Annotated in this window: 10 protein-coding genes; 3 read left to right on the plus strand and 7 right to left on the minus strand. The window is 71.2% G+C overall.

Features of this window, described 5'->3' with window-relative positions; translation table 11 throughout:
* Window positions 1-161 precede the first annotated feature (161 nt).
* The 7 genes from CHB84_RS04530 to CHB84_RS04560 all read right to left on the minus strand — a co-directional run bounded on the left by CHB84_RS04530 (window position 162) and on the right by CHB84_RS04560 (window position 9,246).
* Window positions 162-1,763: an MFS transporter gene (locus tag CHB84_RS04530; protein ID WP_089300212.1), complete on the minus strand. Its 1,602-nt coding sequence runs from the start codon at window positions 1,761-1,763 to the stop codon at window positions 162-164.
* Window positions 1,760-2,470: an LppX_LprAFG lipoprotein gene (locus CHB84_RS04535; protein ID WP_089300213.1), complete on the minus strand. Its 711-nt coding sequence runs from the start codon at window positions 2,468-2,470 to the stop codon at window positions 1,760-1,762. The genes CHB84_RS04530 and CHB84_RS04535 overlap by 4 nt, the downstream gene beginning before the upstream one ends.
* Window positions 2,471-2,491: 21 nt before the next feature.
* Complete coding sequence (locus tag CHB84_RS04540; RefSeq protein WP_089300330.1) at window positions 2,492-2,944, minus strand: flavodoxin family protein; 453 nt, start codon at window positions 2,942-2,944, stop codon at window positions 2,492-2,494.
* A 74-nt stretch (window positions 2,945-3,018) separates the two neighbouring features.
* On the minus strand, window positions 3,019-4,701 hold the full coding sequence (locus CHB84_RS04545) for a phospho-sugar mutase (RefSeq protein ID WP_089300214.1): 1,683 nt from the start codon (window positions 4,699-4,701) through the stop codon (window positions 3,019-3,021).
* On the minus strand, window positions 4,701-5,498 hold the full coding sequence (locus CHB84_RS04550; protein WP_089300215.1) for a purine-nucleoside phosphorylase: 798 nt from the start codon (window positions 5,496-5,498) through the stop codon (window positions 4,701-4,703). Before CHB84_RS04550 ends, CHB84_RS04545 begins: the two co-directional genes overlap by 1 nt.
* A 141-nt stretch (window positions 5,499-5,639) precedes the next feature.
* On the minus strand, window positions 5,640-7,358 hold the full coding sequence (locus CHB84_RS04555) for a substrate-binding domain-containing protein (RefSeq protein WP_176439775.1): 1,719 nt from the start codon (window positions 7,356-7,358) through the stop codon (window positions 5,640-5,642).
* A 154-nt stretch (window positions 7,359-7,512) separates the two neighbouring features.
* The gene (locus tag CHB84_RS04560; protein WP_089300217.1) at window positions 7,513-9,246 is read right to left on the minus strand and encodes a serine/threonine-protein kinase; all 1,734 of its coding nucleotides are present in this window, start codon (window positions 9,244-9,246) and stop codon (window positions 7,513-7,515) included.
* A 137-nt stretch (window positions 9,247-9,383) separates the two neighbouring features.
* On the opposite strand from CHB84_RS04560, the gene CHB84_RS04565 reads away from it, so the two are divergent.
* From CHB84_RS04565 to meaB, 3 genes are all read left to right on the plus strand, one after another.
* A complete protein-coding gene (locus CHB84_RS04565; protein ID WP_089300218.1) occupies window positions 9,384-11,285 on the plus strand; it encodes a methylmalonyl-CoA mutase family protein in 1,902 nt (633 codons plus the stop codon).
* Complete coding sequence (gene scpA, locus CHB84_RS04570; protein WP_089300219.1) at window positions 11,282-13,510, plus strand: methylmalonyl-CoA mutase; 2,229 nt, start codon at window positions 11,282-11,284, stop codon at window positions 13,508-13,510. The genes CHB84_RS04565 and scpA overlap by 4 nt, the downstream gene beginning before the upstream one ends.
* A 101-nt stretch (window positions 13,511-13,611) precedes the next feature.
* On the plus strand, window positions 13,612-14,610 hold the full coding sequence (meaB, locus tag CHB84_RS04575) for a methylmalonyl Co-A mutase-associated GTPase MeaB (RefSeq protein WP_089300220.1): 999 nt from the start codon (window positions 13,612-13,614) through the stop codon (window positions 14,608-14,610).
* Window positions 14,611-14,779 lie beyond the last annotated feature (169 nt).

A 14,779-nucleotide genomic window follows, 5' to 3' on the forward strand; every position in this document is an offset into this window, starting at 1 on the left:
CGGCCAGTTCTCGTCGGGTGCGGTACCCGTCGAGGATATCGGCTCGCGCGTACCCCGCGTGTCGGGCACTGCGAAAGCCCGTGTCGGGTGCGCCGACAGTCCGTGTTGGGATCAGTGCGTCTGTGGGCCCGACACGGGGTGCTGACGGGCCCGACACGGGCTCAGCCGGAGCGTTCGCTCCCGCGGGACGAACCGATGAGCAGCGCGAGCGCTCCGCCCGCGACGCAGATCACCGCGGTGAGAGCGAAGGTCTCGCCGTACTGGGTCAGCAACGCCTCCCGGACGGCCGCGGTGTAGGCGGCCTCGGCCGCCTCGAAGGCTTCCTGCGAGGGGTACAGGGGCCGGACCGGGACGTCGAGATCGGCCGTGAGGCTGTGGAACCGGTACAACCCCCACGCCGACAGCGTGGCCAGGCCGACCAGCATGCCGGTCATGCGCGCCACGACCACCGCGGCGGAGGCGATGCCGTGCTGCAGCGGTGGAACCACCCGGAGCGCGGCCGCCGAGACGGGCGCGATGACGAGCCCGAGGCCGAGACCGACCAACGCGAGGTCCGTGTCCAGGCGGGGTAGGGCGATACCGGCGAGCTCGTGCCGCGCAGCGAGTACCTCGGCGGGCCAGCCGGACATCAGCCAGAACCCGCAGGCGGCGATCAGCATGCCGGCCGTCGCCACCCACCGCTCGCCGAGCCGGGAGCTGAGCAGCCCCCCGAGCAGGGCGCCCGCGGGAAGCGCGAGCAGGAACCGGAGCAGGAGCATGATCGCCCCCGTGTCACCCTTGCCGAGCAGCGACTGGGCGAACAGGTCGACGTTGACCAGCGTGACCATCAGCGCGGTGCCCGCCGCCGCGCTGACCGCGAGACCGGACAGGAACGGCCGCATCGCCACGCCTGCGGTATCGACCAGCTTGGTGCGTGCGCGCAACTCCCACGCCACGAGCCCCACAAGGGCCACTCCCGCGCAGACCAGCAGCGGCACTCCCCGCTCTGGCAGGACCTGCTCCCCGGGTTCGGGGTTGTACAGCCCGATCACCAGCAGGCCGAGCAGCACGGCGAGAAGCCCGCCGCCGACCACATCCACACGCGGCTTACCTGCGGATACCGACCGGTCCCTTCCGGGCGGCGCGGGCAACGCGTAGTGCACGGCCACGATCGCGAGGATCGCCAGCGGGATGTTCATCCAGAACACGCTGCGCCACCCGGCCAGTGCGGCGAGCGCGACTCCGTACACTGGTCCCAGCACCGCGCCGAGCTCCTGCGCAGCCCCGATACCGCCGAGCACGCCCGCGCGGCCGTGCCTGCTCCACAGGTCGGCGGCAAGTGCCATGGTGACCGGCAGTAGCGCGCCGCTGGCGACTCCCTGCACCACGCGCCCGGCCACGAGCACCGGCACTGTGGGGGCCACAGCAGTGAGCGTAGAGCCCGCCAGGAAGGCGGCGAGGCAGATCTGCAGTACGCGCTTGCGGCCGTAGCGGTCGGAGGCCTGCCCGAGCAGCGGCATGGCGGCCACGTAACCGAGCAGGAAACCGGTCACGACCGGGGTGAGGCGTTCCAACCTGTTCAGCGGGATCCGCAGGTCCGCCATGATCTCGTTGAACAGGCCGATCACCACGTAGGTGTCCAGTGCACCGAGGAGCACGACCATGCCGCCCGCACCGATCGCGACCGACCGCGCACGGCGCGAGCCTGCTACGGGTCCAGCCGGGTCGTCCTCCGGAGCGGTCAGCGTGGCCCCCTCGTGTTCGCTGCCTCGCGGCCGGCTCATTCGGGCGGACTCACCGTGACCGGTTCGTTGACCTCGGACAGCGTGACGTCGACGGTCGGCGTCTCGTCGCCGCCCGCTTCCGGGAAGGACAGCGTGACCTTGACGGGAAGGTGGTCCCGTTCCTCGTCCAGCCACAAAGTGATCTCCGCGTCGGACTCGACGCCGGGTATCAGCTCGTCGATGACCTGGTGTTCCACGGTACCGGTCACCCTGTGGGTCTCGGTGCCGTCGACGGTGTCGGTTCCGGTTGTCTCCGCCTCCCGCACCTGGTCGAGCAGGTGGGCCACGCCGCGCTCGGGGTCGAGCACGGCGGACGGGTCGTAGATCGAGGTGACCCGGTCGGCGGGGATCTCCTGGAAGCCTCCGGTGGGGCCTTTCAGGTAGAGGGACTCCTCGTGCAGCACGAACTCCGACTCCACCAGCTGACCACCCATCGACACGGTGGCCACGCCCTGCGCGGCCCCGTACGGCCCGCCGTCGGTCGTCAGGTCCCCCTCGACCATCTGCACGGTCAGTCCGGGCACATCGCCGGTGGCCTGCAACGCGAAGTGCGCGCTCGTGACCTCACCGGCGGAGTCGGCGGCGGCGTCCAGTAGCGTGCCCGCGGCGGGCAGGTCCTCGTCGTCCGATGTGCACGCCGCCGCGGCCAGCGCGGTCGCGGCGACCAGGCATGCCGTGCGGCGGACACGTTGTCGAAGCTGCAGCATTCCCGCATGGTAGACCGCGCGCTACGGCATGACGTTCGCGGCCAACGTGGCGCCCAGCTCCCAGCACGTATCGAGATCCTCATTGCCGGGTTCGCCGGTGACGGTCACCGGCTCGGCCGCCTTCTCCCACCCGAGCCCGGTGATGATGCTCTCGATCCCGCGGGTGGTGCCCGACGTGTCGCTGCCCCCGTGCACGTAGTAGCTGAACGGCCTCCCCCTCGTGGCGTCCAGGCAGGGATAGTAGATCTGGTCGAAGAAGTGCTTGAGCGCCCCGGCCATGTAGCCGAGGTTCGCGGTCGTGCCGAGCAGGTAACCGTCGGCCTCGAGCACATCGGACGCCGTCGCGGCGAGCGCCGGCCTGCGTACGACCGTCACGCCCTCGATCTCGTCGGTGGTCGCGCCGTCCACGACGGCCTCGAACATCGCCTGCACGTTCGGTGAGGGGGTGTGGTGCACGATCAACATAGTGGACATGACCTCACTGTGCACCACGACGTTGCCGCGTGGAGCGCGGCCCGCGTACCCCGGCGGGTGAGCGGGTGGCTCGCTCAGCCCTCGAGCAGCGCGCGGGTGTCCGCGTGCAGAGCCGAGAGGGCGTTCGCCGCAACACGCCGTGCCTGCTGCAGAGCCTCGGGTGAGCCCTGCTCAGGGGGCGGTTCGACTACCTCGAGGTAGGCCTTGATCTTGGGTTCGGTGCCGGACGGGCGCACGACGACGCGGACGCCCGCCCCGGTCAGGCGCAGCGTGTCGGACCCGGGAAGCAGGTCGTCGATGGTGACCGTACGCCCGGCGAGCTGTCGCGGCGGGTCGGACCGCAACTGCCGCATGATTCCCGGAAGCTCCCGGGAGGAGCGCACCCGTACCGTGACGGGGGCGGTCAGGTATACGCCGTGCTCGGTGGCCAGCTCGTCGAGCATCTGCCCGATCGACGAGCCTGCCGCTTTCCGGGACGCGGCGAGGTCGGCCGCGAGAACCGCGGCGGTGATGCCGTCCTTGTCCCGCACGGCTGCAGGGTCCGCGCACACCCCGAGGGCCTCCTCGTAGGCGTAGACCAGCCTGTCGCCGCCTGCGGCGCGTACCAGCCACTTGAACCCGGTCAGCGTCTCGGCGTAGCTCGCCCGGTGTGCGCGTGCGAGGGCAGCAAGCGCCGAGGAGGACACGATCGTCGTCGCGACGACCGGGTCGGGATGCCGCGCGCGATCCAGCGAGGCGAGCACGTGCTCGCCGAGCAGCGTCCCGGTCTCGTCCCCGGTCAGCATGCGGAAACCACCGGAGACGTCGTGCGAGTCGTGCCGGGTCGGGATGCCGAGGGCACAGCGGTCGGCGTCCGGGTCGAGCGCGACGGCGAGATCGGCCCGGCAGGACGCTGCGAGCTCGAGCAACCGGTCGCAGGCCCCGGCTTCCTCGGGGTTGGGGTAGGGCACGGTCGGGAAGTCGGGGTCCGGTTCGGCCTGCTCGGCAACCACGACCACGTCGTCGAACCCGGCGTGGTGCAGCGCGGCGACAGCGGTGTCCGCGCCGACGCCGTGCAGCGGGGTGAGCGCGACACGTATCCCGCGTGCGGTGCCGCGGGGCATCGTGGCGGCACGCGAGACGTAGCGGTCGACCACGGCCGGGTCGGGGCGGTCCCAGGCACGGGACCGGGTCAGGCTCCTGACCTCCGGCGCCGCCTCGATCGACGCGGAGATCTCCGCATCGGCGGGCGGGACGATCTGCGCCCCGGAGGCGTCGTAGAGCTTGTAGCCGTTGTCGCTCGCGGGGTTGTGCGAGGCGGTGATCTGGATTCCCGCGGCCGCGCCGAGGTCTCGGACGGCGAATGCCAGCACCGGCGTGGGGACCGGTTCGTCGAACACGCTGACGGTCAGGCCCGCCCCGCAGAGCACGCCGGCGGCCTCGGTGGCCAGCTCTGCGGAACCGTGCCGGGCGTCCCTGCCGACGAGCACCCTCGCGCCGGTGTGCCCGTGCTCCTCGAGCCACCTGGCGACGCCCGCTGTGGTGCGGGCCACCACGGCCCTGTTTATGCCGTTCGGGCCCGCGCGGAGCGGGCCGCGCAGGCCGGCAGTGCCGAACGTCAGCGGTCCGGACATCCGGTCGTCGAGCTCCGCGGCGGCTTCGGTGTCCCCGGACGCGGCCCGGTCGGCCAGGTCGTGCAGCTCGGCGCGGCAGCGCTCGTCGACGTCGCCTGCCGCCCATCGGCGGGCGGCCTCGAGCACGCCAGGGTCCGGTGCCATCACGTCGCCGAGATCAGCTCGACGAGCAGCTCGCCCATCCGCCTGGCGGAGGCCTGTCCCGCCGCGAGTACCTCCTCGTGGTCGAGCGGCTGCCCGGTGATCCCGGCCGCGGCGTTGGTCACAAGCGACAGCCCGAACACCTCGACCCCGGCGGCTCGACAGGCGATGGCCTCGAGCACGGTGGACATCCCGACCAGGTCCGCCCCCATCGTGCGCAGCATCCGGATCTCCGCGGGGGTCTCGAAGTGCGGGCCGGGAAGGCCCGCGTAGACGCCCTCGCGCAACGTGGGGTCGATCCGCCTGGCGTGCTCGCGCAAGCGAGGTGAGTAGAGGTCGGTGAGGTCGACGAACGACGCGCCCGTCAGTGGGGACCGCGCGGTGAGGTTGAGGTGGTCGCTGATCAGGACCGGCTGGCCGACCTCGTGGTCCTCATCGAGCCCGCCTGCCGCGTTGGTGAGCAACACGGTGCCGACGCCGGTCGCCGCGGCCGTACGCACGCCGTGGACCACCGGTTCGATGCCCTTGCCCTCGTAGAGGTGGGTGCGGCCGAGCAACACGAGGACGCTTCGCCCCCCGATCCGAAGTGAGCGAAGCGTTCCGGCGTGCCCGACGGCTCCCGGCTCGGCGAAGCCCGCCAGGTCACCAAGATCGAGCTCGGCGTCCGGTTCACCGAGCACGTCGGCGGCGGGGCGCCAGCCTGAGCCGAGCACGACAGCCACATCGTGCGCCTGCCGACCGGTCCGAGCCGCGATCTCGCTCGCCGCGCCCGCCGCCTGCCGGGCGGGGTCCTCGTGCACGTACTCCTCGCTGATAGCAGACTCCTTCCGCTTCTCGCCCGTACCGGCCGCCCGTACCGGCCGCCCGTACCGACCGCCCGTACCGACCGCCCGTACCGACCGGCTGTGCCGGTCGCTGCCGGTCGGTACCGACCTTTCCGGTCAACACCCAGGAGTATCGCAGGCAAGGGCGGACAGCGAGTCGAAGAAGATCTCCTCGAGGTCGCCGATCTGCTCCGAGAGGAACACCTCACCGCCGGTGATCTCGGATATCTCCGTCAGCTCCGCGGGGTCTACGTCGGTGCCGAGGCCGATGAACACGACCGGCACCGCCTTCCCGGCGCCGGTGTGCGAGTCGAGCTCGGCGAGGAGCTCCTCCCGTGAGATGCCGTCCGGGTTCTCGTCCGCGCCGTCGGTGAAGATGATGATCACACTGAGCTGTTCCTCGTCGCGGGCGTCGAGCATCTCCTCGTAGGCGGCCAGCGTGGTGTCGTACAGGGCTGTGGGGCCGCCCGGCTCGGAAACCTTCTCGTCGAGCTTCTGCGGCAGACCATCGGCGAGGTGCGTGCTCACCTCCTGCCACGGGGACAGGAGCCTGTGATGCTTGTCACCGTCGAGTTCGTGACCGAACTCCCAGTGGGAGACATCGGTGCCCGGCCGGAGCAGGTGCATTCCCTGGGCGACGGCGTCCACGGTGGCTTCCATCCGGGTGACCTCGGTGCCCGGGACGGCGGCGTTCATGGAGCCGGACACGTCGAGCACCACAAGCATCCTGCCTTCCTTGGACACCGTGGACCACTTCTCAAGGGCCGACTCGGCGCGGTCGGAGCTCGGTGGCGGTCCCACGGGGCCTGCGTCGGTGCGCACCGCCCGGTTCACGGCGGCATCGGATTCCGCGTGCCCCGTGGCCGTCTCCATGGCGTTCCCGGAGAGCACGCCATCCACGTCGCGGAAGCCGTGCGCGGCAAGCCGCTCGGCGGCGGCCTCACTGAACAACGCGTCGCGGAACAGCTCGGCGGACTCGCGTCGCTCGTCATCGCCGTCGGCGAGCACGACGGCCGGGTAGTCCAGCCACGGCGTGGGTACCTCGGGGTAGGCAGTCACGATCGGCGCCGGGCTGTCCTTCTCCTCGTGCGTACCGGGGATCACCTGCTGTTCGCTTGTGGGGAAGGCGTCGACTGTGGGCTCCGTTCCTCCTCCTGGAAGCCGGTTGAACGGGTTGTCCGATGGCGCGATCGCGTGCTTGGCCATCGCCTGCACGATGCGTGTGCGGGTGCCGTCGTCCCAGTCGTGCGCGCCGATGCTCATCACCGCGATCAGCGAGGCGGCGCTGGCGTTGGGGTCCACAGCGCCGGGCACGGCGTCCTCGTGGAGTACGCGGGTCCAGGTGAGCTGCTCATCCGGCCACCCGACGTCGCTCGCGTGCTCGTCGGTTGTCGCCAGCACGACCGGGCTGGTCGCTATCGAGGAGCCGTGCTCGGGTACGGACTCGTCCTCGGCGTGGGTTCGTTTGAGCCAGAGCGTGGAGTCGGGGATCCACAGGGCGGTGCTGCCGTCCCCGGCGTGGTCCGGGCCCCCGTTGTCGGCGTGGTAGGCCCCGGCCACCGACGCCGGCTCGGTGGCACGGATCTCGGGGTCGAGACAGGCTGCCTTTCCGTCCGCGTCCGGGAGGTCCTCTTCGGCGAACTCGGTGAGAGCGGGCGCGATGCTCGGGGCCGCATCCACGATGAACGGCTCGTCGCCGCCGCAGCCTGGCCCGTCGAAGACTCCCCAGGCCAGCCCCGCGGCCGCGACGAGAGCCGCGACGAGGCCGGAGACCGCCGCCGCGATCGTCCCGGTACGCCGCCGTGCGCGCGGGCCGGAGCGATGTCGTCCACTCACGGTGCGTGCCCCCATATCGTTCCATTGATCACTCAGTCAGGTGATTTTTCGCTATTGTGCTACGGAGTGCAAGGCTTCCCGGTCGCAGGCTCTCGAGTGCGGCTACCGGCACGGAGGCAGCATGCGGGCGCCGGGCCCGTGCGGTCGCCGCGCGTCAGCCGAGCACCGTGAAGCCCGGCGCGACCCGTTCGGTCAGCATCCGGTGCCCGGCGTCCTCGTCGCGGGTGGGCACGGTCACGCCGACCAGCCACATCTCGTTGCCGGATCGTGCGAGGTGGGCTGTCGTGGTGCGCCTCGGTACATGCGCTTCGTGGTCGCCGTCGGCAGGAACGCGGTAGCATACGGCCGTCGACGCTTCTGTGCCTTCGGGCGGATCCACGACTTCCCGCGTACCGAGCTCGATGCCTCCCCTGTGCACCTCCGTATGGAGCTCGTCGAGGTAGTCGTCGAGTTCGTAATGGACGAAGTAGTCCGGGAAACGCTCGACCGTGATGACGGCGGCTCCGTCGCCGGAGACGTACTCGGTCCGGGTGCTCGCCGGTAGCTCGCGGAAGTCGTGCCTGCTCACGAAGGTGGCCCACCCCTGCGGGACGGGGACGGTGAACGGTGCAGCACCGGCCCCGCTCGTGCTGCCCGCGTTTCCCGTGCGGCTGCCGTACCGGTAGGCGTACTCGCCGGTGGAACCGTCGCCTGCCCCGCCGCCGAGCGCGGTGGCAGGCAGGATCTCGGCACCTGCTGTCCAGCGTGTGGCTGCGGTGCCTGCCAAGGCGGACAGGCAGAACAGCAGCACGGCCGCCACGGCGAGCGCCACCGAGGTCGCCGGACCGCCGGTGCTGGCCGTGTCCCGCTCGCGGAACGGCAACGGCCCGGGGTCGGTTGCCAGCGGCGCCGCCGGCTCGGGGGCGGCCTCCTCCTGCGGGGAGTCCGGGGTGGCACCTGCGCCGCGCGCAGCGCCGGGCGGCCCGGCACCCTCCGGAGCACCGTCGGCCCCGACTCCCGTGTGCGGAAACAACGATTCCTGGAACAGCTGCGCGCCGGGCGCGGCTCGGTGGGCGGCGAGTGCCTGCCGAACCTCGGGCGGTCTCGGCCGGAGCCGGGGGTCCTTCTGCATCAGCGCGGTGACGATGTCGGAGAGAGGGCCGTCCGGCAGCCGCGGTACGGGGTCGTGCGAAACCGCGCGGACCGTCGCCATGGCGTCGTCGGCCTCGTCGTACGGCGGGTGCCCGGACAGCGCGGCGAACACGGTCGCGCCGAGTCCCCACAGGTCGGCCTCCGGGCCCGCGCCGTGCCCGGAGGCGACCTCGGGGGCCATGTACGCGGGGGAGCCGAGCAGGAGGTGCCCGCTGTCCCGCGCCGCGTCGGTGGCGTGCGCGGCGATCCCGAAGTCGGTGAGCTTGGCCCTGCCGTCCCGGCAGACCAGCACGTTGCCGGGTTTGACGTCGCGGTGGGTGACCCCTGCGGCCTCCGCTGCCTCCAACGCCGCGGCGACCGCGTCGGCGACCGTGGCGACCTGTGGCACCGACAGCGGCCCGAGGTCGGCGATGAGCCCTGCGAGGTTGCGTGCCGGTAGCAGCTCCATCACGATGCACGGCTCGCCGCCGGAGGTGACCACGTCGTGCAGGGTGATCACGTTGGGGTGGCTGATCCCAGCGACGGCGCGGGCCTCGCGCAGCGTGCGCTGCCGCATCCGCTCAGCCGTCTCGGCGGGTAGGGCGTGCTCGAGGTACACGAGCTTGACGGCCACCCATCGATGCAGGAAGTCGTCGAAGGCCGACCACACGGTGCCCATCGCCCCGGTGCCGAGCGGGACGTGCAGGCGGTAGCGGTCCGCGACGACGAGAGGCTCGCCGGCGCTCCCGCCCGCGGGACCTGAATCGTGCGATGCCACACACGTATTGTGTCGGACGCAGCTCGCTGTGTCCGAGCTGACGAGGTCGAATGCACCGGAACGTGGCCCGATCGAGTCGCGCGAGGGCGACCCGCGTCACATCGTGTCGCGTGCGTTTGGCTTTAGCATGGCGAGTTATGACAACGTCGTCCGCGCCAGAGGAACTCACCCTTGGCGGCGAGTTCCCGACCCCGACCCGTGAGCAGTGGCGGGAACAGGTGGCTGCCGCGCTCCGCAAGACCGGCATGCTCGACGCGGAGTCCGCGCCGGCCGAGCCCGAACGCCTGCTGATCAGCACCACCTACGACGGTATCGCCAGGGACCCGCTGTACACGGCGGAGGACGTTCCGGCGAGCGCGGGTGAGCCAGGGCTGCCGGGGTTGCCCCCGTACATCCGGGGCGACCAGCCCGAAGGCAGGGTGGTGACGGGGTGGGACACCCGGGTGCGGCACGCCGATCCGGACGTCGCCGCGACCAACCGCGCCATACTGGCCGACCTGGAGAACGGGGCCAACTCGATCTGGCTGCGGACCGGAACGGCAGGCGGTGACGCCGTCCCGCTCGACTCCCTCGCCGACGCGCTGGCCGGCGTGCACATCGACCTCGCCCCCGTGGTCCTCGACGCGGGTGCGGACTACCCGGCCGCCGCCGAGGCCCTGCTCGAGCTCTTCGCCGATCAGGACATCCCGGCGAGCACGGCGGTCGGCACGCTCGGTGCCGACCCGGTGGGGCTGCGCGCCGGCACGGGCCGGGCACACGACATCTCCCAGGCCGTGGAGCTGGCGTTGCGCGTGTCCGGCACCTACGAGCACGTGCGCGCGATCACGGTGGACGCGTTGCCGTACCACGAGGCGGGCGGTTCCGACGCCCAGGAGCTCGGTGCGTCGATGGCGGGCGCCGTCGCGTACCTGCGGGCCCTGACCGCTGCGGGGTTGCCCCCGGATGCCGCGGCGGCCCAGCTCGAGTTCCGCTACGCGGCAAGTACCGACCAGTTCCTGACCATCGCCAAGCTACGCGCCGCGCGGCGGATGTGGGCGCGGGTGTGCGAGGTCTGCGGCGTGAGCTCGTCCGCGGCCGCCCAGCGCCAGCATGCCGTGACGTCCCCTGCGTCGCTGACCACCCGCGACCCGTGGGTGAACATGCTGCGCGGGACCGTGGCCTGCTTCGCGGCCGCTGTCGGCGGCGCCAACGCGATCACCGTGCAGCCCTTCGACGCCGCCATCGGCAAGCCGGACGGCTTCGCACGGCGGATCGCGCGCAACACGAGCTCGATCCTGTTCGCCGAGTCCAAACTGGCCGGTGTCACCGACCCGGCGGGCGGTTCCTGGTACGTGGAGAGCCTGACCGACGCCCTCGCGCACGCGGCATGGCAGGAGTTCCAGGCGATCGAGGCCGCGGGCGGTATCGAGGCCGCACTGGACTCCGGCTTCGTGGCCGAGCGGCTCGAGCGAACCTGGCAGCAGCGGTCCGCGCGGCTGGCGACGCGGGACGACCCGATCACGGGGGTGAGCGAGTACCCGCTGCTCGGTGAGGAGCCGGTGCGGCGCGAACCATGGCCGGAAAGCACGGACCGGTCCGGCGGGCTGCCGAGACGCCGGTACGCGCAGGCCTACGAGGAGCTGCGGGACCGTTCGGACGCGCACCTGGCCACGCACGGCAGGCGTCCGCGGGTCTTCCTCGCGACGCTCGGCCCGCTCGCCGCGCACACCGCGCGGGCGGCGTTCGCCGCCAACCTCTTCGAGGCAGGCGGCATCGAGGCGGTCGATCCCGGGGAGACGGCGACGATCGAGGAGCTGGTCGCGGCCTACACGCGCAGCGAGACGGCGGCGGTGTGCCTGTGCGGGACCGACTCCGCCTACCGCGAGCAGGCAGGTGCGGTGGTCGAGGCGCTGCGCGCGGCGGGAGCCGAGGCTGTGCTGCTCGCCGGCAAACCGGACGAGCAGCACCGGCGCGCAGGGGTCACCGAGTTCGTGCACACCGGCTGTGACGCGCTCGGCGTCCTCACCGCGACCCTGGACACGTTGGGAGTGGCCCGATGACTGAGACCGAAGCCGGCGCAGGCGACGCCCGGCGCGTCCCCGACTTCAGCGAGATCCCCCTCGGCACGCCGGAAGGCGGGGATGCCGGCGACTGGGCGGCCGCGGTGCAGGCCAACACCGGTAAGGACGCCGACGCGCTCGAGTGGGAGACGCCGGAGGGTATCTCGATCAAGCCGGTGTACGACGAGCAGGACACCGCGGACCTGGACTTCCTGGACGGCTATCCCGGTATCGCACCGTTCCTGCGCGGTCCCTACCCGACGATGTATGTCAACCAGCCGTGGACGGTGCGGCAGTACGCGGGGTTCTCCACCGCCGAGGAGTCCAACGCGTTCTACCGGCGCAACCTCGCTGCCGGGCAGAAGGGACTCTCGGTGGCCTTCGATCTGGCCACCCATCGCGGGTACGACTCCGACCACCCCCGGGTCTCCGGGGACGTGGGTATGGCGGGCGTGGCCATCGACTCGATCTACGACATGCGCCAGCTCTTCGACGGCATACCGCTCGACAGGATGAGCGTGTCGATGACGATGAACGGCGCGGTGCTGCCGGTGATGGCGCTGTACGTGGTGGCTGCCGAGGAGCAGGGTGTGGCGCCCGAGCAGCTGGCAGGCACGATCCAGAACGACATCCTCAAAGAGTTCATGGTCCGCAACACCTACATCTACCCGCCACAGGCGTCCATGCGGATCATCTCGGACATCTTCGCCTACACCTCGCAGCGCATGCCGCGGTTCAACTCGATCTCCATCTCCGGGTACCACATGCAGGAGGCCGGGGCGACCGCTGACCTGGAGCTGGCCTACACCCTCGCCGACGGTGTCGAGTACATCCGCGCGGGACGCGATGCCGGGCTGGACATCGACTCGTTCGCGCCCCGGCTGTCGTTCTTCTGGGCGATCGGGATGAACTTCTTCACCGAGGTCGCCAAGATGCGGGCAGCGCGGCTGCTGTGGGCCAAGCTCGTCAAGCAGTTCGGCCCCTCCTCGGAGAAGTCGCTGAGCCTGCGCACGCACAGCCAGACCTCCGGCTGGTCGCTGACCGCCCAGGACGTGTTCAACAACGTCACGCGTACCTGCGTCGAGGCGATGGCCGCCACGCAGGGACACACCCAGTCGCTGCACACCAATGCCCTCGACGAGGCGCTGGCGCTGCCGACGGACTTCTCGGCACGGATCGCGCGCAACACCCAGCTGCTCCTGCAGCACGAGTCCGGAACGACAAGCGTCGTCGACCCGTGGGGTGGCAGCCACTTCGTCGAGCGGCTCACCTACGACCTCGCCCGCCGTGCCTGGGCGCATATCGAGGAGGTCGAGGCCGCGGGAGGCATGGCCAAGGCGATCGAGGCCGGTATCCCCAAGATGCGTATCGAGGAGGCGGCCGCACGCACGCAGGCGCGGATCGACTCCGGCAGGCAACCGGTGATCGGCGTGAACACCCACCGGCTGCCGGAGGGGGAGGACTCCGAGCAGATCGACGTGCGCCAGGTCGACAACGCGGAGGTACGGGCGCAGCAGCTGGACAAGCTGCACAGGCTGCGCGCGGAGCGGGACGACGATGCCGTCGGCGAGGCGTTGCGCGCGCTGACCGCCGCGGGGGAGGCGTCCGCGGACTCCACGGACATGTCGACGAACCTGCTCGCCAGGGCCATCGACGCGGCGCGTGCCAAGGCCACCGTCGGTGAGATCTCCGAGGCGCTGGAACGGATCTGGGGCAGGCACTCCGGGCAGATCCGTACGATCTCCGGTGTGTACCGCGACGAGGCTGGCTCGTCTCCGCACGTGGAGGCGGCCAGGAACAAGGTGGAGGCTTTCGCGGAGGAGGAAGGCAGGCGCCCGCGCATCCTGGTGGCGAAGATGGGGCAGGACGGTCACGACCGGGGCCAGAAGGTGATCGCCACAGCCTTCGCCGATATCGGTTTCGACGTCGACGTCGGCCCGCTGTTCTCCACCCCTGCCGAGGTGGCTCGCCAGGCTGTGGAAGCCGACGTGCACGTGATCGGGGTGTCCTCGCTCGCGGCAGGGCACCTCACGCTCGTTCCCGCGCTCCGTGCCGAGCTCGCGGAGCTGGACCGCGCCGACATCCAGGTCGTCGTGGGCGGCGTGGTTCCACCGCAGGACTTCGACGCGTTGCGGGAGGCAGGGGCAGCCGCGATCTTCCCACCCGGGACGGTGATCGCCGATGCCGCCATCGACCTGCTGGACAAGCTGCACGGTGAGCACTGAGGGGCGGGCACGGCGCGGTGGGTGGGGGCGCGTGTGGCGGGTCGCCCACCCGCCGGACGTAGCGACGACCCGCGAGGAACTCTGCGAGGAATACTGACCCCATGCCGCCCAAGAAGATCGACGTGGCCTCGTACGCCGAGGGAGTCCTGGCAGGCGACCGGGGCATGCTCTCCCGGGCGATCACGCTGGTCGAGTCCAGCCGTGCCGAGCATCGCGCGCAGGCGCAGGAGCTGTTGACGCGGCTCCTCCCGCACGCGGGGCGGTCGATGCGAGTGGGCATCACCGGGGTCCCCGGCGTCGGCAAGTCGACGTTCATCGACGGGCTCGGCAGCATGCTGCTCGAGAAGGGTCACCGCCTCGCCGTGCTCGCCGTCGACCCCTCGTCGACGCGTTCCGGCGGCAGCATCCTCGGGGACAAGACGCGGATGGCGCGGCTGGCCGTCGAGCCCGGCGCGTTCATCCGGCCCTCGCCGACATCGGGCACGTTGGGCGGGGTGGCCGGGGCGACGCGGGAGACCATCGTGCTGATGGAGGCGGCCGGACACGACATCGTGTTCGTCGAGACCGTCGGCGTCGGCCAGTCCGAGGTCACCGTGGCGAACATGGTGGACTCCTTCCTGTTCCTGACGCTGGCCCGCACCGGCGACCAGCTGCAGGGCATCAAGAAGGGCGTGCTCGAGCTCGCCGACGTCATCGCGGTGAACAAGGCCGACGGCGAGTACCAGCAGCAGGCGCGTAAGGCCGCGCGGGAGCTGCAGGGTGCGCTCCGCCTGCTCTACGGTCCGGATGCCGACTGGACACCACCGGTACTGACCTGCAGCGGCCTGAGTGGTACGGGCCTGGACACCGTCTGGCAGCAGCTCGTCACCCATCACGAGTCGCTCGAGTCGTCCGGGTCGCTCGCGGAGAAGCGCAGGCAGCAGCAGGTGGACTGGACCTGGTCGATGGTGCGGGACGAGCTGCTCTCGCGGCTGGAGCGGCACCCGGGTGTCCGCGACCTCGTACCTGGCGTCGAGCAGGCGGTGCGGGACGGGGAACTCACCCCGGCGCTGGCCGCGCACCGCATACTGAACGCCTTCTCGCACGACGGTGACCAGTAGCAGGATCCGGTAGCGGGGCTCATCAGCAGGATCCGGTTGCGGGGCCCGGAAGCGGGCACGGGCAGCACCGTGTTGTCAGCGTGCCGAGATGACACACCGTGGTCGAACGGGCACACTGTCAAGGGCGATATCGTTCCCGGGCATGCTCGCTGGGCTCGATCGCGGGCTC

This window comes from Haloechinothrix alba (assembly GCF_900188115.1).
Lineage (GTDB): Bacteria > Actinomycetota > Actinomycetes > Mycobacteriales > Pseudonocardiaceae > Haloechinothrix > Haloechinothrix alba.